The 19,247-nt window shown below is 73.1% G+C and carries 14 protein-coding genes and 1 pseudogene; 7 read left to right on the top strand and 8 right to left on the bottom strand.

Annotated features, from left to right (window positions below):
- The first annotated feature begins 100 nt into the window (after positions 1-100).
- Together ACIP89_RS16820 and ACIP89_RS16815 are read left to right on the top strand one after the other, a co-directional pair.
- Positions 101-1,459 carry an MFS transporter gene (locus tag ACIP89_RS16820; RefSeq protein WP_402115459.1) on the top strand — a complete coding sequence of 453 codons (1,359 nt, stop codon included), beginning with the start codon at positions 101-103 and terminating at the stop codon, positions 1,457-1,459.
- A 113-nt stretch (positions 1,460-1,572) separates the two neighbouring features.
- Entirely contained in the window at positions 1,573-2,886 is a 1,314-nt protein-coding gene (locus ACIP89_RS16815) for a DUF4157 domain-containing protein (protein ID WP_402115457.1), read from the top strand.
- A gap of 9 nt (positions 2,887-2,895) precedes the next feature.
- On the opposite strand, the pseudogene ACIP89_RS16810 reads toward ACIP89_RS16815, so the two are convergent.
- Positions 2,896-4,409 (bottom strand): annotated as a pseudogene (locus ACIP89_RS16810) (CehA/McbA family metallohydrolase).
- 242 nt (positions 4,410-4,651) lie between these two features.
- Between ACIP89_RS16810 and ACIP89_RS16805 the strand changes: the two are divergent.
- Both ACIP89_RS16805 and ACIP89_RS16800 read left to right on the top strand, forming a co-directional pair.
- Positions 4,652-5,293, top strand: coding sequence for a DinB family protein (locus tag ACIP89_RS16805; RefSeq protein ID WP_402115455.1), 642 nt, complete (start codon positions 4,652-4,654; stop codon positions 5,291-5,293).
- Positions 5,294-5,401: 108 nt separating this feature from the next.
- The gene (locus ACIP89_RS16800) at positions 5,402-6,247 is read left to right on the top strand and encodes an LLM class F420-dependent oxidoreductase (RefSeq protein WP_401927220.1); all 846 of its coding nucleotides are present in this window, start codon (positions 5,402-5,404) and stop codon (positions 6,245-6,247) included.
- Between the two features lie 61 nt (positions 6,248-6,308).
- Here ACIP89_RS16800 and ACIP89_RS16795 read toward each other — a convergent pair whose 3' ends face one another.
- Positions 6,309-7,007, bottom strand: a complete 699-nt coding sequence (locus tag ACIP89_RS16795; protein WP_402115454.1) for a DUF4232 domain-containing protein — start codon at positions 7,005-7,007, stop codon at positions 6,309-6,311.
- Between the two features lie 133 nt (positions 7,008-7,140).
- The gene (locus ACIP89_RS16790; RefSeq protein ID WP_402115453.1) at positions 7,141-7,800 is read right to left on the bottom strand and encodes a class I SAM-dependent DNA methyltransferase; all 660 of its coding nucleotides are present in this window, start codon (positions 7,798-7,800) and stop codon (positions 7,141-7,143) included.
- Between the two features lie 407 nt (positions 7,801-8,207).
- Here ACIP89_RS16790 and ACIP89_RS16785 point away from each other — a divergent pair, with 407 nt between their 5' ends.
- Entirely contained in the window at positions 8,208-9,263 is a 1,056-nt protein-coding gene (locus ACIP89_RS16785) for an NlpC/P60 family protein (RefSeq protein ID WP_401927213.1), read from the top strand.
- Between the two features lie 163 nt (positions 9,264-9,426).
- Positions 9,427-10,083, top strand: coding sequence for a maleylpyruvate isomerase N-terminal domain-containing protein (locus tag ACIP89_RS16780; protein WP_402115451.1), 657 nt, complete (start codon positions 9,427-9,429; stop codon positions 10,081-10,083).
- Between the two features lie 94 nt (positions 10,084-10,177).
- On the opposite strand, the gene ACIP89_RS16775 is transcribed toward ACIP89_RS16780, so the two are convergent.
- Both ACIP89_RS16775 and ACIP89_RS16770 read right to left on the bottom strand, forming a co-directional pair.
- Positions 10,178-11,722 (bottom strand): right-handed parallel beta-helix repeat-containing protein, encoded by a 1,545-nt coding sequence (locus ACIP89_RS16775; RefSeq protein ID WP_402115450.1) that lies wholly within the window; start codon positions 11,720-11,722, stop codon positions 10,178-10,180.
- Positions 11,723-12,010: 288 nt separating this feature from the next.
- Positions 12,011-12,688, bottom strand: a complete 678-nt coding sequence (locus ACIP89_RS16770; RefSeq protein ID WP_401927293.1) for an HAD family hydrolase — start codon at positions 12,686-12,688, stop codon at positions 12,011-12,013.
- A gap of 195 nt (positions 12,689-12,883) precedes the next feature.
- On the opposite strand from ACIP89_RS16770, the gene ACIP89_RS16765 reads away from it, so the two are divergent.
- Positions 12,884-15,466, top strand: a complete 2,583-nt coding sequence (locus tag ACIP89_RS16765) for a bifunctional FO biosynthesis protein CofGH (RefSeq protein WP_402115448.1) — start codon at positions 12,884-12,886, stop codon at positions 15,464-15,466.
- A gap of 161 nt (positions 15,467-15,627) precedes the next feature.
- Here the strand turns inward: ACIP89_RS16765 and ACIP89_RS16760 are convergent, their stop codons facing one another.
- The 3 genes from ACIP89_RS16760 to eccE all read right to left on the bottom strand — a co-directional run bounded on the left by ACIP89_RS16760 (position 15,628) and on the right by eccE (position 19,056).
- Positions 15,628-16,914: a choice-of-anchor A family protein gene (locus ACIP89_RS16760; protein ID WP_401927204.1), complete on the bottom strand. Its 1,287-nt coding sequence runs from the start codon at positions 16,912-16,914 to the stop codon at positions 15,628-15,630.
- A gap of 136 nt (positions 16,915-17,050) precedes the next feature.
- Positions 17,051-17,821, bottom strand: coding sequence for a hypothetical protein (locus tag ACIP89_RS16755; protein ID WP_401927201.1), 771 nt, complete (start codon positions 17,819-17,821; stop codon positions 17,051-17,053).
- Positions 17,818-19,056 carry a type VII secretion protein EccE gene (eccE, locus tag ACIP89_RS16750; RefSeq protein ID WP_401927199.1) on the bottom strand — a complete coding sequence of 413 codons (1,239 nt, stop codon included), beginning with the start codon at positions 19,054-19,056 and terminating at the stop codon, positions 17,818-17,820. Before eccE ends, ACIP89_RS16755 begins: the two co-directional genes overlap by 4 nt.
- Positions 19,057-19,247 lie beyond the last annotated feature (191 nt).

The following is a 19,247-nucleotide window of genomic DNA, read 5'->3' as shown; positions in this document are numbered from 1 at the left end:
GGCGCGAGAGTATCTCGGTATCAAGTATCTTGACATCGAGATTAATTCGCGGCAGGCTTCCCCGGTCCGCTGAGCCGTGGGGAGATTCGGGGGTGGGGCGGTGCGACGCGCCACGAAGGGCAAGGGCGAGCGGGTTCCGGAGCGCGGGCCGGGGCTGCTGGCGCAGCTGCGCGATCCGCCGGGCGGCCGCGACGCCCGGATCATGCTGCTCGCCCTGTCGGCCGACCGCACCGGATCGGGCCTGTGGGCCGCGTCCTCGGTGCTGTACCTCACCTTCGTGACGCATCTGAGCGCCCAGCAGATCGGGGTCCTGCTGGGCGTGGCCGGGGTGGCGGGCATCGCCGGTTCACCGCTGGCCGGGCGGCTGGCCGGCCGCTTCCCGCTGCGTCGGCTGCTGATCGGCTGCCATCTGCTGCGGCTGGTGACCCTGACCCTGGTGCTGCTGTGCCCCGGGTTCGAGGCGCTGCTGCCCGTCGTAGCCGCGACCTACCTGGGGGACAGGGCGGCCAAGACACTGGAGATGCTGTTCGCCACCCGCGCGGCGGGCGAACGGCGCTCCGCGTACCAGGCGTTGTCGCGCAGCGCGGCCAACGCGGGGTACGGAGTGGGTGCCGGGATCGCGGCCGTCGGGCTGGCCGTGGGCACCACGGGCGCCTGTCGCGCCCTGATCCTCGGCGACGCGCTGTCGTTCGTCGTGGCGGCGGTGCTGGTGTGGCGCACCCGCGAGCTGCGGGAGGCGACGGTCGAGGTGGCACGGTCGACGGCGGCGCCCGAGGCCGCTCGGGCGGCCGCCGCGGGGCGTGCCCCCGGCCGGCCGGCGAGCCCCTGGCGGGACCGCGGCTACCTCGGGTTCGTCCTGCTCGACATCCCGATGAACCTCGACGACTCCGTCCTCGGCGTCGGACTGCCGCTGTGGCTGGTCAACCGCACCTCCGCACCGCACGCCCTCGTACCGGCCTTCCTGGTCATCAACACCGTGCTGGTCGTCGTGCTCCAACTGACCGTGTCCAGAAGGGCCGAGGGCCCGCGCCGGACGGTCCGGACCCTGCTGCTGTACGGCGGCCTGATGTTCCTGTGCTGCGCGCTCCTGGCCGGGGCCGCGCGGTGCGGGACCTGGACGGCGGCGGCGGTCCTGCTCGGCGCGGCGGTGCTCGTCACACTGGCGGAGCTGATGCGCTCCGTGAGCTCGTGGGAGCTGGCCGTCCTGCTGGCGCCCCCGGAGGCGCGGGCCGCCTACCTCGGGGTGGCGGGCATGTCGCAGTCCATCCAGAAGTCCGCCGGACCCCCGCTGCTGACCGGCGTGGTGATGGCCGCCGGACCGGCGGGATGGCTGGTGCTCGGCACGGCGATCGCCGGACTGGCGGTGGCGCAACGCCGGTGCTGCGCGCGGCGGTTCCATACCCTCGCGCCACCCGTCCCGGACCGCGTGCGGACCGCCGCACCGGCCGCGCCGGAGTAGGGCCCGCGGTGTCCGAGGAGTGCAGCGGCGGTGCCCCGTGAGCACCCCGGGGGCCCCTTGGCCGGGCGGGCGCGACGCGGTATCAATGGCAGGGACCGATGGCTGGAGGCACCGTGCACGAGCAGGAACGCCGCACCACCCGCACCAGGCGCCCACGGGGGCAGGACCAGGAGTCGGACCGCCCGCCGGGGCCGGTCGCGGCGCCGGGGTCCCCGGCCGAGCTGGCGGTGCTCCAGCGGACGGTGGGCAACGCGGCCGTCGCACGGATGCTCGCGGACCGGGAACGGGACCGTGACCCGGGCCGGGAACGGGAGCAGCCGGTGCAGCGCTCCGCGGTGCGTGACGTGCTGGGCACGACGGGCCGCCCGCTCGACCAGCCGGTGCGCGAGGACATGGAGGCCAGGTTCGGCACGGACTTCTCCGACGTCCGGCTGCACACGGACGCCACCGCCCAGCGCTCCGCCGCCGAGATCGGCGCCCGCGCGTACACGTCCGGCAGCCACATCGTCCTGGGCGGTGCGACGACCGACGCGCACACCCTGGCCCACGAACTGACCCATGTGGTCCAGCAGCGTTCGGGCCCGGTGGCGGGCACGGACGACGGAACCGGGCTGAAGGTCTCCGACCCCTCCGACCGCTTCGAGCGGGCGGCGGAGGCCAACGCGCACCGCGTCATGTCCGCACCGCACGCGCACGACGCCGCCGGGGCCGGGGTGCAGCGCAGCCGCGCGACCGCGGCACACGACCACGCCGTGCAGCGGGCCCCGGCCACCGGCGGGCCCGCACCGGTCCTCGGCGCGGTCAAGTCCGGTGCGGACGAGGAAGGGCTCTGCGGCAACTTCTCCCGGAGGCGGGACTGGACGATCACCAACCCGCAGCAGGGGGTGATCATCCAGCATGTGACCAGGCAGTTCGCCGTGGAGCGGCACACCGGCCAGGGCTGGTCCGCGATCAGCGGTCCGGCGCTGGACGGCTACGTGCAGAACGGCGGGACGGTCAACGGGGGCGAGTTCCAGTACTGGGAGCTGTGGCGGGTCGCCGCGGACGGCACGGTCAGCGACGGGGGCGACGACACCTTCGGCATGACCTCGCTGCTGGAGAACGACACGCAGGTGCACAACACCACCCGGGGCTCCTTCACCATCAGCGGCAACGCACATTTCTACGCCACGGCGGAGTCCCCGTCGGCCATGGGATTCAGCCGCACCGGAGCGGTCTCCGCGGGCGGCCTGTACAGCCGCACCACCGATCCCCAGGCGGACCTGGCCGCCCTCGGCCTGGTCCCGGCGGCCGGACCGCTCCGGTACACCGTCCAGGCCAGCTGGGACAGCTCGGACAAGCGGACCGCCGCGGCCGCGGCCAAGCCGAGGACCACCGTGTACCGGCCGAACGCGGCGTACAGCCAGGTACGGGAGAGCACGACCTGATCCTGGGCCTCAGCTCTCCAGGAACACCGGATTGGTCAGCGCCGCCAGCGCCCCCCGGGCAGCCCGGGGACGGTCGCCGGATGCCGGACCTCGGCCCGCACGTAGCCGGCGTTCGCGGGCGTCGTACGCCACTGCGCCGTCCCCGTGCCCGACTTCGGGAGCGTCGAGGTGAACAGGGTCCCCTGGTCGGTGACGAAGTGCGCGGTGCAGTCCGGGGCCCCGGTGACCTCCAGTCGTACGGTGACCGGGGCGTCGTCCGCCGGGGCCCGCAGCCGCCCGCCTATCCCGGCGTGGCGCCCGCGCCCGTCCGAGACGCCGAAGGAGAGGCTGACGGCGGACGACTCCGCGATGTAGGAGCGACCGGCCCGGATGCCCGCCACGATCGCCTCGCGGGACAGCTCCTCCGCCAGGACGACGGTCTGCGGGAGCCCGATCCGGTCCGGCTCCCGGTGTGCGTCGCTGTTGCCCATCGCCGGAACCCACGGCTTCGACGAACGGGTGGCCGCTACAAGGGAGTTGTCCCACTCGGCCAGGGCGATCTCGTCCTCCGGGGTGTAGGCCCCGTTCCAGACCTCCACCGCGTCCGCCTCACCGAGGCCGAACTTCCAGTGGCAGCCGATGCAGGTGGCGTGCGGATGGGCGGGCACGACCAGGCCGCCGGCCCGGCGCACGGCTTTCGCGTAGTGCCCGAAACGGTTGTCCCTGGCCCGGTAGCGCCAGTCGACGAACGTGCCCGGTTCGGTGGCGAGCGCGAGCACGTGGCCGTTGCGGGTGGTGATCTCCTCACCCGTCAGGACGAGCAGGTCGTCACCCCACAGTCCGCCCCAAGCGCCGTGCGCGGAGGTGGTGTTGTGCTCGCTGCTGTTGATGAAGTCGAGCCCGGCGGCGCGGGCCCCGGCGGCGATCCCGGCCGGGGTCCGCCCGCCGTCCGAGTGCACGGAGTGCAGGTGGCAGTCCCCCCGGTACCAGGCCCGCCCCCGCCCCTTCGCGCGCCGCGGCGGATACCCGGGGCGCGGGGTGGGCGCCGTGGGCCCGGAACGCAGGGTGACCGTCACCTCGTACGGCAGCCCCTCGGGGGCGACGGTGTAGGGGCCGAGGGCGATGTGCCAGGTCCCGGCCCTCACCGGTCCCGCGAGGTAGCCGGGGGTGGCCTCGTCGCCCCGGATGAAGAAGCCGCCGCGCGCCCCGCCGGACCAGCCCCGGAACCCGGGCCCGCCCAGCTCCGTACCGCGCTCGTCGAAGATGCCGATGTCCAGGGCGTTGCCCTGCGTCCCGGGCGGGACGGGCGTCTTCTCGTACGTGTACGAGACGGCGATCTCCGCGACCCCGCGCGGGACGTCGACCGGCAGGTACACGTAGTCGGGGGACCCGGGCGGCAGGACGCCGCGCACGGTGCTGGACCGGATGCCGCCCTCGTCGGCGGCGGCGAAGCCCACGGTCCCCGACGTCAGGGCGGTGGCGGCCGTCCCGACGAGAAGGCCACGCCTGGCGATCGGGCGGTCCGCGGAACGTGCCGCGGTCATCGGTACCGGAGTCGGTTCGGGCATGGGGCGCTCCCCGGGAGGTGGTGGACGAGACGAGGTCTGCGTACCGGTCCACCGTGGTGGAGGGCGATGAATGCCGGATGAACGAGGCGAGTGGGGGGAGGAGACGGACCGGAGCCGGTCCGGACCGGCCCGCCGCGCCCGGCATCACCACCCGCTCGGTACGGTGACTGCCTACCGCGCCGGAACCGCGGGCCTCGTGGGGATGAGGGAGAAGAGTGATGAGCGGGCAACTCGCCGTTCCCGTCCGGCTGGTGCCGCTCCTGGACCAGTTCGACTTCGGCCGCGAACGACTACTCGGCCGCATCGGCGGCCCGGTGGTGGACAGCGGCAACGGGGTGGAGGTCGAGGCCGCCCCGATGACCGACGCGGAGTACCTCTGGGAGCCGGTGCCCGGCTGCTGGTCGGTCCGCCGCCGGGCGGACGGGCCCGGCGCGCGCGCCACCCAGCTGGTCGGGGCGGGCGACTGGGGCCGGGACTCGGCGGACCCGCCGCACCCGGTGCCACCGCCCTTCACCACGATCGCCTGGCGGCTGTCCCACCTCGCGGAGATGCTGGCCGTCCGCGCCGACCACGCCAACGGCACCCGCACCCTCACCAAGGGCGACCACCGGGTCAGCTCCGACGCCGCCGGGGCGATCGCGGGCTTCTCAGCCGCCGCGGGGGCCTGGCGCGAGGCGCTGCTCGCCGCCGACGACGCCGTGCTCGACCGGGTCGGCCACTGCACGTACCCGCACGGCAGCGACCCGGAGGAGCCGTTCGTCGAGGTCATCTGGTGGGTGAACCAGGAACTGCTGCACCACGGGGCCGAGATCGCCCTGCTCCGTGATCTCTACCGGTACCGGCCACCGCGCACCGGGTAACGGCAGGCGTCCTCGACAGGCCTTCTCGGCAGGCGCCGAAGGCTCGGTTTCGCGGGCCGGACGGCATACCTTGGGGCCGTCACTCGACGACGACGGAGGTGTCCTCGCATGCGGATCGGCACAACGATCTTCCTCACCGACGAGACGATCACACCGGTACGGCTCGCGCGCCAGCTCGAACAGCGCGGGTTCGCCGGGCTCTACCTCCCGGAGCACACCCACATCCCGGTGAGCAGGAAGACCCCGTACCCGCAGGGCGGCGAGCTGCCGCCGGAGTACGGCCGCACCCTGGACCCCTTCGTGGCGCTCGGGCAGGCCGCCGCCGTCACCGAACGGCTGACGCTCGGTACCGGCATCACCCTGATCGCCCAGCACGACCCGATCGACCTGGCCAAGCAGATCGCCACCCTCGACCACCTCTCCGGTGGCCGCTTCACCCTGGGGCTCGGCTTCGGCTGGAACGTGGAGGAGGCCGCCGACCACGGCGTGGACTGGCGCACCCGCCGCGATCTCGGCCGTGACCGGATGGCGCTGATGCGTGCGCTCTGGTCCGCGGAACCGACCGGGTACGAGGGCGAGTTCGGCTCTGTCCAGGCCAGCTACGCGTACCCGAAGCCGTTCCAGCAGCCCCGGGGCCCGGTGGTCGGCCCGCGCACCCTGGTCGGCGGTGCGGCCGGACCGAAGCTGTTCGCGAGCATCGCGGAGTACGCGGACGGCTGGATGCCGATCGGCGGCGGGGGTCTCACGGAGTCGATGCCCCGGCTCCGTGCCGCCTGGGAGTCGGCGGGCCGGGACCCGAAGGACCTGCGGGTGGTCCCGTACGCGGTCCTGCCGGACGCGGGCAAGCTGGCGCACTACGCGGACCTGGGCATCGAGGAGGTCGTGCTCCAACTACCCCCGGCGGGGGAGGCGGAAGTGCTGCGGACGCTGGACGCGTACGCCGAGTTCCTCTAGGGCCTGTCCGGCGGATCATGGCCGGGGGCGCGGCGTTCGGCGCGCCCGCCCCGCGGTCCGTCTACTTGGTCGTGTGCGTGGGGTAGACCTGGACGCCGACGTAGGAGTCCTTGACCTTGCCCGCGCCCTCGGGCCACTTCAGGTCCACGGTGTGGGTCTCGTTCGGGGGTGTCACCAGGATGTCGGTCGGGTCGGTGTGGCTGTCGTCGCTGTTGTCGATGTCGTAGGCGATGTCGAAGACAGCGGCGTCGCCGGGCTTCAGGACGGTGATGCGCGGCTCGGCGTGGCCGCGCTCGACGGGGCTCGCCGTGTTGTCGGAGTCCTTGATGTCGACGCCCGGGAAGCCCGTCGCCGAGCAGGTGGCCGAACCCCGGTTGATCATGGTGACGTTGATCCTGCCGGAGACCTCGTCGGTCGCGGCGTCGGCGGCGTCGATGGCCAGGTCCTCGGTCTTGCAGAACGTGGCCTTGCCGCCGGTCCCCGACGCGCCGTTCGCGGCGTCGGAGCGGGTCTCGACGCCGCCGCCGGAGTCCGGCTTCACGTTGCCCGCCTGCGAGCCGCTCCCCGACTCCGGGCTGTCGTCCGAGGAGGATGAAGAATTCGGGGAGTCCGAGGAGTCCGAGGCGGTCGAAGACGAGGAAGAGGCGGAGGAGTCCTTGGCGGCCGAGGTCTTTCCGGAGCCGTCATTGCCACAGGCGGTGAGCGAGAGGGTGGCGGCGAGCCCGACGGCGGCGATGGCTGCGATGCGGGTGTACTTCATGGTGTTCCCCCAGAAGCGACGCGGTGCGTGTGGTCGTAAATATTTGTATCCCGCACCGAGTTACAGGCGGTCTGCGACGGCGTCCTCGTTCTGTCACAGCGCCGAGAGGCCTCCCCTCGCCCCTTACTGCTCCCTACTCCTCCCGTTCCCCGTGTTCCGCGCGCATCAGCAGGTGTCCCCGGCGGAACCGCTCGCCTTCGAGGGGCTCCCGGAGCATCCGGCCGATCTCGACGAACCCGGCCTCGCGGGCCAGCCGGGCGAGTTCGTCGACCGGCCACCGGTAGGCCGTCGTCACCTTGTGGTCAAACGCCTCCACCGGCCCGTCCCCGGCCTCGAAGAAGGCGAACAGGAGGACGCCGCCCGGGGGCAGTACCCGGCGGAACTCGGCGAAGTACGGCGGGAGTTCCTTCGGCGGGGTGTGGATGACCGAGTACCAGGACACGATGCCGCCCAGCTCCCCGTCGGCCAGATCCAGCGCGTCCATCGAACCGACCTCGAACCGCAGGTCCGGGTACGCCTCGCGGGCAAGGCCGACCATCACCGGCGAGAGGTCGATCCCGAACGCGTCCAGTCCCAGGCCCCGCAGGTGCGCCGTGAGGTACCCGGGGCCGCAGCCCAGTTCGGCGACCGGTCCGGCGGGCCGCGCCCGTACGAGGTCGGCGAAGGCGGCGAGCATCGCGCGGTCCAGCGGGAGGGCGCAGAGGCTGTCACGGGCGAAGTCGGCGTAGACGACGGCCATGGCGTCATAGGCGTCCGCCGTGGCCCGGAGGTAGGAGGAGGGGAGTTCGTTCATGAGGGGCGACCCTAGGGCCTTCTCCGCCGTCCCGCCGCCGGAAGCGGAAGAGGAAACGGAAGAAGAAGCGGAAGGGGAGCCGAAGAGGCGGACGGGTGGAATGCGCTATTCCGTATGCCTGGCGGCCCTTGGGGCGACTTGCCCGAAGTTACGGTACGCGCCGTCAGATCACGGCTACGCGTAGTGGGGTGTGAGCAAAATAAGTACCCCTTGTGGAGAGATTCCACCTGCGTCGATTGAACTGATTACGAGATGGTCACTATGGTTGGCCCTCGAACCTTCGCACGGTTGGTCACCCATCCGGGGTGGCAGCGAAGGAACCGCCGATTCCGCGACGTGTGCGGAGCCGGGGCTTCCCGTCCCCCCATGGCCCGGTAGGCGGCTCCAGGAAGAAGGAGCTCGCCTCCGTGGCGTCCCACCGTCGTCCCAAGAACCCGAGCCGCGCCCGGGTGACCGTGCTCACCGCGACCGCCGCCGCAGCCGTGGCGCTGACCTCCCAGGCCGCTCACGCCGATCCCAAGCCGACCAAGAGCGAGGTCAAGGCCGAGGTCGACAAGCTCTACCACGAGGCCGAGGTCGCCAACGAGCACTACAACGCGGCCAAGGAGAAGCAGGAGAAGCTCGAAAAGCAGGTCGGCGCGCTTCAGGACAAGGTGGCCCGCGGCCAGCAGGAGCTCAACACGCTCCGGGCCGGCCTCGGTTCGCTCGCCGCCGCGCAGTACCGCTCGGGCGGCATCGACCCCTCGGTGCAGCTCTTCCTCGCCTCCGACCCGGACAGCTTCCTCGACCAGGCCTCCGCGCTCGACCAGTTGACGGCCAAGCAGTCCGAGGCGCTGACGAAGATCCAGGGCAAGCAGCGGACCCTCGCGCAGGAGCGCAAGGAGGCCCAGGACAAGCTCGGCGACCTGGCCGACGTCCGCAAGACGCTCGGCTCGAAGAAGAAGCAGCAGCAGGGCAAGCTCGCCGAGGCCCAGAAGGTGCTCAACACCCTGACCGCCGCCGAGCGCGCGAAGATGCGCGAGGACGACGCCCGCGCCAGCAGCGCCGCCAGTGACAAGGTGCGCGCCAGCCGCGGCAGCAGTGAGCGGGTCGAACTCGGCAACGAGGCCCCCGCGTCCGCCCTCGGCGCCGCAGCCCTCCAGGCCGCCAACACGCGTGTGGGCATGCCGTACCAGGCGCGCGCCACCGGCCCCGGCTCCTTCGACTGCTCCGGCCTGACCCAGTGGGCGTACCACCAGGCCGGTGTCGAGATCACCCGCACCACGTTCACCCAGATCAACCAGGGCACGCGCATCTCGACGAGCCAGCTGAAGCCGGGCGACCTGGTCTTCTTCAACGGCAACTCGCACGTCGGGCTCTACGCGGGCGGCGGCAGCGTGCTCCACGCCCCGTATCCGGGCGCCTTCGTCCGCTACGAGTCGATGAGCACCATCGGCTCCATCGTGGGCGCGGTGCGCATCTGATCACGCGTTGACGAGCGCGCTCCCGCGCCCGGCAAGATCTCCTCCTGCCCGTCGGTGACCACAGGTCGCCGACGGGCAGGACGCGTTCATCGGGAGCGTTCACGGTCTGCGGGCGCCGCGGAATCGGCCGCGCCGAGAGGGCGGGCGCTGTTAGCTTGCGGTCGTGGACGACTTCTCACGCTCCTGGACAGCACTGCTCGCGGCGGTGGCCGGACTCGACGACGCGGACTTCGCGCGGCCGTCCGGCTGCACCGGGTGGCTCGTGCGGGATCTGGTGTGCCACCTGGTCATCGACGCCCAGGACATCCTGATCACCCTCGCCACCCCCGCCGCCACCGAGCCGACCCGGAACGCGGTCACGTACTGGGAGGTCGCGGACGCGCCGCCGACCGGTGAGGACCCGCTCGACGCGCTGACCGTCCGGCTGGCCGCCGCGTACGGGGAGCCGTGGCTGCTGAAGTTCCACCTCGACGACGTCGGCTCCGCGGCGGGCCGCGCCGCCGGACTCGCGGCCCCTGACCTCGGGGTGAGCACCCGCGACGAGGTGTACACCGTGGCCGACTACCTCTCCGTGTACGTACTGGAGAGCACGCTGCACCACCTCGACCTGATCGCCCACCTGCCGGACGCGGCCGACCCGCCCGCGGAGGGGCTCGCGCGGGCGCGCGAGCTGCTGACCGCGATCGCGGGCACGGCGTTTCCGCCCTCGTTCTCCGACAAGGACGCCCTGCTGATCGGTACCGGCCGGCGCACTCCGACGGAGTCGGAGGCGGCCGGACTCGGCGGGTTCGGCGGGCGGCTCCCCCTGGTCATCGGCTGACGGGCCGGGCCCTGGTGGGGCGCGGGAGAGCCGACGGCCCGCCGCACGGGGCGCACCGGTCGGGCCGTCGTGCTCCCGGGCCCGGCCACTGCGGTTACGCCCCGGGGCCGGTGGCGCTCCCGGCCGGCGGGGGCGTCGGACCGGCCACGCCCCGGCCCGCGTAGGCACCGGCGTTCGGCGGGTCCGTGACGGCGTTGCCGTACAGATCGCGATCCACACCGGGTACCGGGGTGCCGGCGCCGATCGCGGGCGAGCCCCGGCGCAGCCGCAGTCCGCCGGGGAGGGCGCCGGTGCGGTCGGTCAGCAGGGGGTCGGCGGTGGAGCCGCCGTTGTTGGCGGGAGCACCGGTGACATGCACCAGGGTGTTGTGGGAGAGCGAGACGCCGGTGCTGTCCCTGAGGGCGAACGTCGCGCTGCCCGTGCCCTCCTTGACGACGATGTTGTTGGTCAGCGTCAGGCCGTGGTGGTTGTCCGTGTTCTCGTTGACGACCGTCTGGCTGACGCCCTCGCCGATGTACACGGTGTTGTTGTGCGCCCGTACGTCGTCGAAGGAGCCCGCACACGTCTCGATGCCCCGGTAGTGGTCGTCGCGGCTGACGTTGTACCGGATGACGGCGTCGGAGAGCGTCCCCGTCGCCGTGCAGACCAGGAAGAAGCCGCCCGCGTTGTCATGGCTGACGTTGTACTGGAAGACGGTGCCGAACGTGCCCTCGTCGACGTCGTACGCCATGCCGTCCCGGGTCGTCTCGCCGCCGGACACCTCGTTGTACTGGAAGAGCGTGTGGTCGGCGTTCCAGGGCCACATGCCCGCGTTGTAGCCGGCCGAGCGGCGCTGGAAGCCGTCGAGGCGGTTGTGTTCGACGAGCGCGCCGTCGGTGGCCGTCATGACGATGCCGTCGCCCGCGAGGTCCTTCAGCGTGTTGCCCCGGACGACGACCCGGGTCGACGGCAGGTAGGCGGGCCCGTCCGGGTCGTAGTCGCCGTGCACCGGGCGGTTGTTCCAGGTCGAGCCGAAGTAGATGCCCTCGCGGTCCACGCCGGTGACGGTGTTCCCGGCGACCTCGACGTCGTCGAACCTGGTGGGCGTGGCCGAGCCCGTGACGGAGAACAGGATGCCCGCGGAGCCGGTGGTGCCCTTGGTGTCGTCGCCTCGGATGTCGTGGATGTCGAGACCGGTGAGCCGGTAGTGGGTCCCGGTGCCGTAGTCCTCCAGCTGGACGCGCACGCCGCGCTTGTTGCCGCCGGGGTTGCCCGAGTTGGTGATCGAGAGGTCGCTCGCCTCGACCCACTGGGTGTTCTTCAGCAGCAGCGTCTCGGGGTTGCCGCCGCCGTCGATCACGGGCTTGGCGCCGGTCCCGTAGGCGCCGATGACCATCGGCCTGCCCGGAGCGCCGGAGCCGTCGGGCGCCAGGGTGCCGGTGCAGCGGGTGGAGCGCCTGAGCCGGATCTGGCTGCCGGTTCCGAGCCTGAGCCGGTTGACCCGGTCCAGGCTCTGCCAGGGCGCGGTGACGGAACCGGTCTGCCGGCTCCCGGTGGCGGAGCAGTCGACGTACTGCACCGCACGGCCGGTCGCGGCCGACGCCGGGGCGGAGACGGCCGGCAGCGACAGCGCGGCCGCGGCCACGATCACGGCGGTCACGGAAGCCGCGGTCGGCCTCGTGCGCGGTAGCGGGGGATGCATGGGCTTCCGTTCTCTCGGTACTCGGCGCGGGTGCTTTCGCACAGCACTATGCGGCGAGGGGCCGGAGGTCCGGAAGTGTGCCGTCGGAGGTTTCTGTTTGTTTCTGTCGGATCGCCGGGGTCAGGATGGCGTGAAGTGCGCCCAATCGGCGCGTTCTTCATGGGGGGCGGGCGGGCTCGCGCATAGGGGTCGGATGACTCCTGACGGGAACGGAGCGGCCGCGCGCCCGGAACCGCCGGCTCCGGCCTACAGCGCCCGCAGGGCCCTCGGCCGGGGCGGGTCCGGCACCTTGCCCAGGAGCGCCGGCAGGTCCGTCAGCGCGTCGATGCGGAAGTCCGCGGCGGCGACGACATCGGGATGGTCCGCCCACCAGTACCCGCACGCCCCCCGCCGGAGATGCGCGGTGAGCAGCCCGCACGACTTGGCCGGGAACAGATCGCCGGCCGGGTGGTCACCCACGTACAGCGTCGCCCCCGGCTCCGCGCCCGACACCTCCAGCACCCGGGCGAAGAACTCCGGGTCCGGCTTGGCGACGCCCCACTCGTCCGAGGTGACGACGAGGTCCGCCGGCAGGTCCAGCGCCCGCAGGAGCTCCCCCGCCAGCACCGTCCCGTTGCCCGCGATCACCACCCGTACGCCCAGCGCGCGCAGTTCCGCCAGCACCGGCCGTACGTCCGGGTACAGGTCCGGCTCCGCCAGGTGCTCGCCGCGGCCCGCGGCGGTCCGGGCGAGCGAGGCCTCGTTGATGTCCATGTCGGGGCGCAGCAGGCTCAGCGCGTCGGCGCTGTCCCGCCCCTGGGCGACCGCGGCACCGACCAGCGCACTCAGCGTGTGCGGCGGGACGCCGAGCCAGTCGGCCCAGGAGGCCCAGTAGCGGTCGTCGCGGAGGAGTGTCTCACCGATGTCGAAGACGATCGTTTCCATCACCGTGCCGACCCTACGGGGCGCGGACCGCTGTACGGCCGAGGCGCCAGGGGCGACGGCCGAGCCGGTCGGGATGGCCTTGCCGAGGGGGACCGGGGGCGGTGCTCCGTGCGGCGGACGGGACGCCGGTGGCGGGTGTGGCCTGCGGGAGATCCGGCCGGTCACCGGCCGGCTACCCGCTCGTATCCTCGTTTCATGACCGATCCTCAGAGCGGACGCCCCACCACCAATTCCATGCGCCGTGCCCTCAGGCGGGCCCGCGACGGTGTCGCCCTCGACGTGACAGAGGCCGCCGTCCTCCTCCAGGCGCGCGGCGAGGATCTGACGGATCTCGCCGCCTCCGCCGCCCGGGTCAGGGACGCCGGGCTGGAGGCCGCGGGCCGGCCGGGTGTCATCACGTACTCCCGCAAGGTCTTCATCCCGCTCACCCGGCTCTGCCGTGACAAGTGCCACTACTGCACCTTCGTCACCGTCCCCGGCAAGCTCCGGCGCGAGGGCCACGGCATGTTCCTGTCGCCGGACGAGGTCCTCGCCATCGCCCGCGAGGGCGCGGAGCTGGGCTGCAAGGAAGCGCTGTTCACGCTGGGCGACCGGCCGGAGGACCGCTGGCCGGAGGCGCGGGAGTGGCTGGAGGCCGAGGGGTACGACGACACCCTCGCGTACGTACGCGCCATGGCGATCCGGGTCCTTGAGGAGACCGGGCTGCTGCCCCACCTCAACCCGGGTGTCCTGACCTGGACGGACCTCCAGCGGCTCAAGCCCGTCGCCCCGTCCATGGGCATGATGCTGGAGACCACCGCGACCCGCCTGTGGTCGGAGCCGGGCGGCCCGCACCACGGCTCACCGGACAAGGAGCCGGCCGTACGGCTGCGCGTCCTGGAGGACGCGGGCCGCTCCAACGTGCCGTTCACCACCGGCATCCTGATCGGCATCGGGGAGTCGTACGAGGAGCGCGCCGACTCCCTCTTCGAGCTGCGCAAGACCGCCCGCGCCTACCACGGCATCCAGGAGGTCATCGTCCAGAACTTCCGCGCCAAGCCGGACACCGCGATGCGCGGCATGCCGGACGCGGAGCTGGAGGAGCTGGCCGCCGCCGTCGCCGTCGCCCGGCACATCCTCGGCCCGTCGGCCCGCATCCAGGCCCCGCCGAACCTGGTGGACGCCGAGTACGCGCTGCTGATCGGCGCCGGGATCGACGACTGGGGCGGTGTCTCGCCGCTCACGCCCGACCACGTGAACCCCGAGCGCCCCTGGCCGCACATCGACGAGCTGGCCGCGAAGACCGCGCAGAGCGGCTTCGCGCTGCGGGAACGGCTCACCATCTACCCGGAGTTCATCCAGCGCGGCGAACCCTGGCTGGACCCGCGCCTGCTCCCGCACGTCCGCGCGCTGGCGGACCCGGAGACCGGTCTCGCGAAGGAGGGGGCGATCCCCGCCGGGCTGCCCTGGCAGGAGCCCGACGAGGGCTTCAACGCCTCCGGCCGCACCGACCTGCACCACACCATCGACACCGAGGGCCGCACCGCGGACCGCCGTGACGACTTCGACGAGGTGTACGGGGACTGGGAGGCGCTCCGCGAGGCCGCCGCCCCCGGCATGGTGCCGTCCCGCATCGACGGCGACGTCCGCGGGGCGCTGAGCCAGGCCGCCGACGACCCGACCAGGCTCACCGACGAGCAGGCGCTCGCCCTGCTGCACGCGGACGGGCCGGCGCTGGACGAGCTGTGCCGGATCGCGGACGCGCTGCGCCGGGACGTGGTCGGTGACGACGTCACGTACATCGTCACGCGCAACATCAACTTCACCAACGTCTGCTACACCGGCTGCCGCTTCTGCGCCTTCGCCCAGCGGCGCACCGACGCCGACGCGTACACCCTCTCCCTGGACCAGGTCGCCGACCGGGCCGCGCAGGCGTGGGACGTCGGGGCGGTGGAGGTCTGCATGCAGGGCGGCATCCACCCGGACCTGCCCGGCACCGCGTACTTCGACATCGCGCGGGCGGTGAAGGAGCGCGTGCCCGGCATGCACGTGCACGCGTTCTCGCCGATGGAGGTCGTCAACGGCGCCACCCGCACCGGCATGTCGATCCGCGACTGGCTGGTCGCCGCCGAGGAGGCCGGTCTCGACTCGATCCCCGGCACGGCGGCCGAGATCCTGGACGACGAGGTCCGCTGGGTGCTCACCAAGGGCAAACTGCCCACGGCGACCTGGCTGGAGGTCATCAGGACCGCGCACGAGGTGGGGCTGCGTTCCTCGTCCACGATGATGTACGGCCACGTCGACCAGCCCCGCCACTGGCTCGGCCACCTGCGGACCCTCGCCCGCCTCCAGCAGGAGACCGGCGGCCTCACCGAGTTCGTGACGCTGCCGTTCATCCACACCAACGCGCCCGTCTACCTGGCCGGCATCGCCCGCCCCGGTCCGACCGACCGCGACAACCGCGCGGTGACGGCCATGGCCCGCCTCCTCCTGCACCCGCACATCACCAACATCCAGACCAGCTGGGTGAAGCTGGGCACGGAGGGCGCGGCCGAGATGCTCCGCTCGGGCGCGAACGACCTGGGCGGCACACTGATGGAGGAGACGATCTCCCGGATGGCCGGGTCGAGTTACGGCTCGTACAAGTCCGTGCAGGATCTGGTCGCGGTGGCCGAGGCGGCCGGCCGGCCGGCGAAGCCGCGTACGACGCTGTACGGGGAGGTGCCCGAGGAGCGGGTGGCAGCGGCCGCCGCGTCGGACGGCCACCTGCCCCAGCTGCTGCCGGTGCTGCCCGCCTAGGGGGCGAGAGGCACCGGAGCCGCCGGTCCGGGGTCCGGACCGGCGGCTCGGCGGGCCGCTCAGCCGTGCGGGGCTGCTCAGCCGTGCGGGGCTGCTCAGCCGTGCGGGGCCGCTCAGCCGTGCGGGGCCGCTCGCGCGTCAGCTCGCGGTTGTGCCGCGGATCAGGCGCGCTTCGAGCGGCGGCGGGACGCCACCACCAGTCCGGCGCCCGCGGCGAGCACCACCGCGGTGCCGGCGATCAGCGGGAGGGTGCCGCTGCTGCCGGTCGTGGCCAGGTCGCCCTCCGCGGGGGCCGTGCTGCTCTGCGACGGGGTGGGCGTGCCCGCCGCCTCCGCGGGCTGCGAGGCGGAGCCGGAGGGTGAGCCGGACGGGGAGGCCGAGCCCGCCGGGGTGTCGCCCGGGGAGGGCGTCGTGGAGCCGGACGGGGTGCTGACGACCGGCGGAGTGGCTCCCGGGGTCTCGCTCGGCGCCGGGGTCTCCCCGGTCTCGGGCAGGCAGCCGCTGAACGGGAAGTGATGCGTCTCCGCACCGCCCGAGCCGTGCAGCGAGGCCACCCAGACCGAGCCGTTGACCGGCGCGGCGGTGCCCAGTTCGAGGTGGGCCCGAGGTGCCAGCACGCTGCCGGGCCAGGCGGCCTGGCTGTTCTTGGTGATGGTGCGGGCATCGGGGAAGTTCCACAGCAGGCGGGCGCGGACCTTGCCGTCGGAGGCGCTCTGGAGCTTGTCGTCCAGCACGAAGTCCTGCCCGCCGGACAGGAAGAACCCGGTGGTGCCGGCCGTGGCCATGTCGTAGCTGTCGCCACTGACGTTGACGAGCGAGGTCGCACCCGCCGGGACCTTGACGAACACTTCCTTGGCCTGTTCCAGCTGACCGGCGGTCACCCGGAAGACGTTGCGGGTGGCGTTGGCACCGGTCAGGGTGAGCCGGCTGCCGTCCGCCTTCACCTGGGTGCCGTCGGTCGCGGCTTCCCCGGCCAGCGCGGCGGAGTAGCCGCGGAGCTTGGTGAACTCGGCGTCGAAGTCGATCAGCCCGGCGTCCTTGCGGAAGGAGCCGGAGTGCAGTTCGACGGCACGGTCGGCGACCTTGCCGCCGACGACCGCGTTGCCCTTCATCACGGCGGTGACCGAGCCGCCGTTGAGGAGGTCGCCGCGCACGACGAGCGAGGCCTGTCCGGGCAGGGCGGCGACCTCCGCCGCCGTCAGCTCGTTGGCGACGCTGAACCCGCCGCGGAAGTCGGCGTTGCCGCCCACGGCCACCGCCCCCTCCGCGTCGGGGGAGTGGACGTCGTCACCGAGGACGAACTCGCCGTACTTACCGGCGACTCCGAACGCGTCGGTGGCACATTCCGACGGGCCGGCAGGCGTGGCCTGGGCAGCCGGGACGGATATGAGGCCCAGAGCGAGGCTCCCGCCGAGCACGGTGGCCGCGGTGGCTGCGGATATGCGCATAGTGCGTGGTTCTCCTGCGGGTCGAATGCGAAGAGTGAATGCGAAGGCCTGGTGAAGGCGTCGCACATGATCTCCGCACATCCTCGCGCATTGGTCAAGACCAATGCGCGAGGGGGCACCCGGAGAGCCGGACCGGTCAGTCCAGCCGGCGCGGAACTCCGAGGAGCCCGGCCTCGATGTCGGTCGGCTGGAGCTTGACGAGCTTGCGGTGCTGCGTCGTGCACCACAGCACCATGTCGTCGCCGAGCGAGGGCAGCGCCTCGGCCTGCACCTGCGGCAGCCGCAGAATCCGGCCGAGGACCGCGGCCTCCTCCGGGGAGACCCGCTGGATGCCGACCAGTCCCGCGTTCTCGATCAGCTTCGGCGCCGTCGGACCCAGGAACGGCATCAGCGTCAGCACGGACTGCCAGGGCCCCGTCGCCAGCCGGCTGCGCGGCGGGCGCATGCCGCAGTCCCGTACGACCAGCACGGGGCTGGTGACCGAAGCGCCCTGCGGGCCCACCTGCTTGACGTCGTGCACCGTCATGCACTGCTGACCGCCGCCCGCCGCCTGCGCGAGCCCCGTCCACGCCTGCGGCCTGGCCGTCTCCACGGCGACGCGCGCACCGGTGCCCGCCGTGCGCAGCGCCAGCACCTGCGCCGTCCACACGCTGCCGATGACCACGACGTCGAGCTGGGTGGGGCGGAACAGGCCGAGCACCGCGGGCTGCCCCTTCGCGTCGACACCCGCCACGACCCCGTCGTCGCCGAGCGGCAGCCGCAGCGCGCCGAGCTGCTCCACGGGCAGTACGTGCCGGTCGCGCCGCGGGCCGAGCAGCCCGAACCCGGGCCTGCTCCGCCCGGCCGCCCGAGGGGCTGCCGGAGCCGGACCGCTGGTCCCGGCGGGCGTCGTACGGTGGGTGCTCAACGGGTACCTCCGAGGGGCAGGGTGGCCAGCACACCGGGCAGCTGTTCGCGGTCCAGCCGGACGAGGCTGACCTTCACACCGCGTGCCGCGCGCTCCAGCTGCCGCCGCACGGAGACCAGTTCGTTGCTGCCGCGTGCGGTGAGGCGGACGTGTCCGCTGACGGCCGGTGAGCCGCCGGTCCCGCGCGACACCGCCAGGCTGAACGTGCTGGCCAGCGCCGGCATCGAGGTGAGCAGGGCCACCAGCTGCGCGGTGGGCGCGGCCCCCGCGCCCAGGTGCGGCCAGCGGCCGACCCAGTAGGTCGTGTGCCAGCGGTCGTCGCAGCGCCAGGCGCGGGCCGACTCCGTGGTGCGCCGCAGCGGGGCGTCCGCCCGTACCGCCAGCGCGCTGGCCTGCGGGCTCACACCGGCCGAGGTCGCCAGGGCGGACGTCACCTGCGCCTCCGTCATGACCGAGGCGTCGAACCCCGCCCCCGTGAGCCGGCTCGCCAGCTGGTCCGTGGCCCGCAACAGCGCGCGCTGCGCCCCGCCGATCCCGCCACCGCGGGCCCGCACCGCCTCCGGGCACAGCTCGGGGGCGAGCTTCAGCGCGATCCAGGTCAGCCGGATCGCGGGGGTGCCGGCCTGGGCCTGGAGCGGCGCGTACGACCGGGCCGCCGCGGCCTGCTCCGGCAGGTGCGGTCCGGGCGCGGGCTGCGTGTGCTGGACGACCTGGACGGACTCCAGCCGGATGTCGTCCACCTCCAGGGCGTCGTGCAGCAGGCCGAGCTCCAGCGGCCGGGCGTCCCGGGCCGTCCGCAGCGGTTCGTCGCGCGGCTGGACGAGCAGCAGAGCCGTCAGGAACGTCCCGTCACCCACCATCCCGATGGAGCGCTCACGCTGCCGGTCGGTGTAGGTGTACGTCCGCAGCGCCGCGTCGCACTCGATGACCGGCGCCAGCCCCGGATCCACCCCTTCCGCGGACCACGGCTGCCGGGCGGCCCGCAGCCGTCCGCGCAGCGCCACGACCGCGTTGAGCCACTCCACCACCGGCCGTCCGCGCCGCCGCACGACCGCCAGCAGCACCAGGGCCGCCGCGACCAGACCCAGCGGCACCAGCATGACCCTGTTCGTCACCCACGCGATCAGCATCAGCGCGCCGGCGACCTCTATCAACACCACCTGGTGCAGCCGAACCCCGCCGATGCGTCCTGGCTTCGGGTGCACACTCATCACTGCGGTCGTCGCGCTGCTCATCCCCCGGTATGTCCCTCCGTGTCACGGCACTACGGCGTGTGTGCGGGGACCGGCGCGCTTCGCACACCGGCCCGCGACCGCCAACTGTCCCACGACCGGAGCCGAGGCGTTCGAACGGGGGCTCACGGCGCACGGCCGGACAGGAGCGTTTGGCAGACTCCCCGAATCATGTACCCGCACGGCGGCGGACG

Source organism: Streptomyces sp. NPDC088730 (assembly GCF_044751215.1).
GTDB lineage: Bacteria > Actinomycetota > Actinomycetes > Streptomycetales > Streptomycetaceae > Streptomyces.
This window is presented reverse-complemented; position numbering and strand designations above follow the sequence as displayed.

Coding starts and splice junctions, on each gene's coding strand:
- ACIP89_RS16770 (WP_401927293.1), bottom strand. CDS start 12,688: ATGGAAACGATCGTCTTCGACATCGGTGAGACACTCCTCCGCGACGAC.
- ACIP89_RS16795 (WP_402115454.1), bottom strand. CDS start 7,007: ATGAAGTACACCCGCATCGCAGCCATCGCCGCCGTCGGGCTCGCCGCC.
- ACIP89_RS16765 (WP_402115448.1), top strand. CDS start 12,884: ATGACCGATCCTCAGAGCGGACGCCCCACCACCAATTCCATGCGCCGT.
- ACIP89_RS16805 (WP_402115455.1), top strand. CDS start 4,652: ATGAGCGGGCAACTCGCCGTTCCCGTCCGGCTGGTGCCGCTCCTGGAC.
- ACIP89_RS16790 (WP_402115453.1), bottom strand. CDS start 7,800: ATGAACGAACTCCCCTCCTCCTACCTCCGGGCCACGGCGGACGCCTAT.
- ACIP89_RS16760 (WP_401927204.1), bottom strand. CDS start 16,914: ATGCGCATATCCGCAGCCACCGCGGCCACCGTGCTCGGCGGGAGCCTC.
- eccE (WP_401927199.1), bottom strand. CDS start 19,056: ATGAGCAGCGCGACGACCGCAGTGATGAGTGTGCACCCGAAGCCAGGA.
- ACIP89_RS16800 (WP_401927220.1), top strand. CDS start 5,402: ATGCGGATCGGCACAACGATCTTCCTCACCGACGAGACGATCACACCG.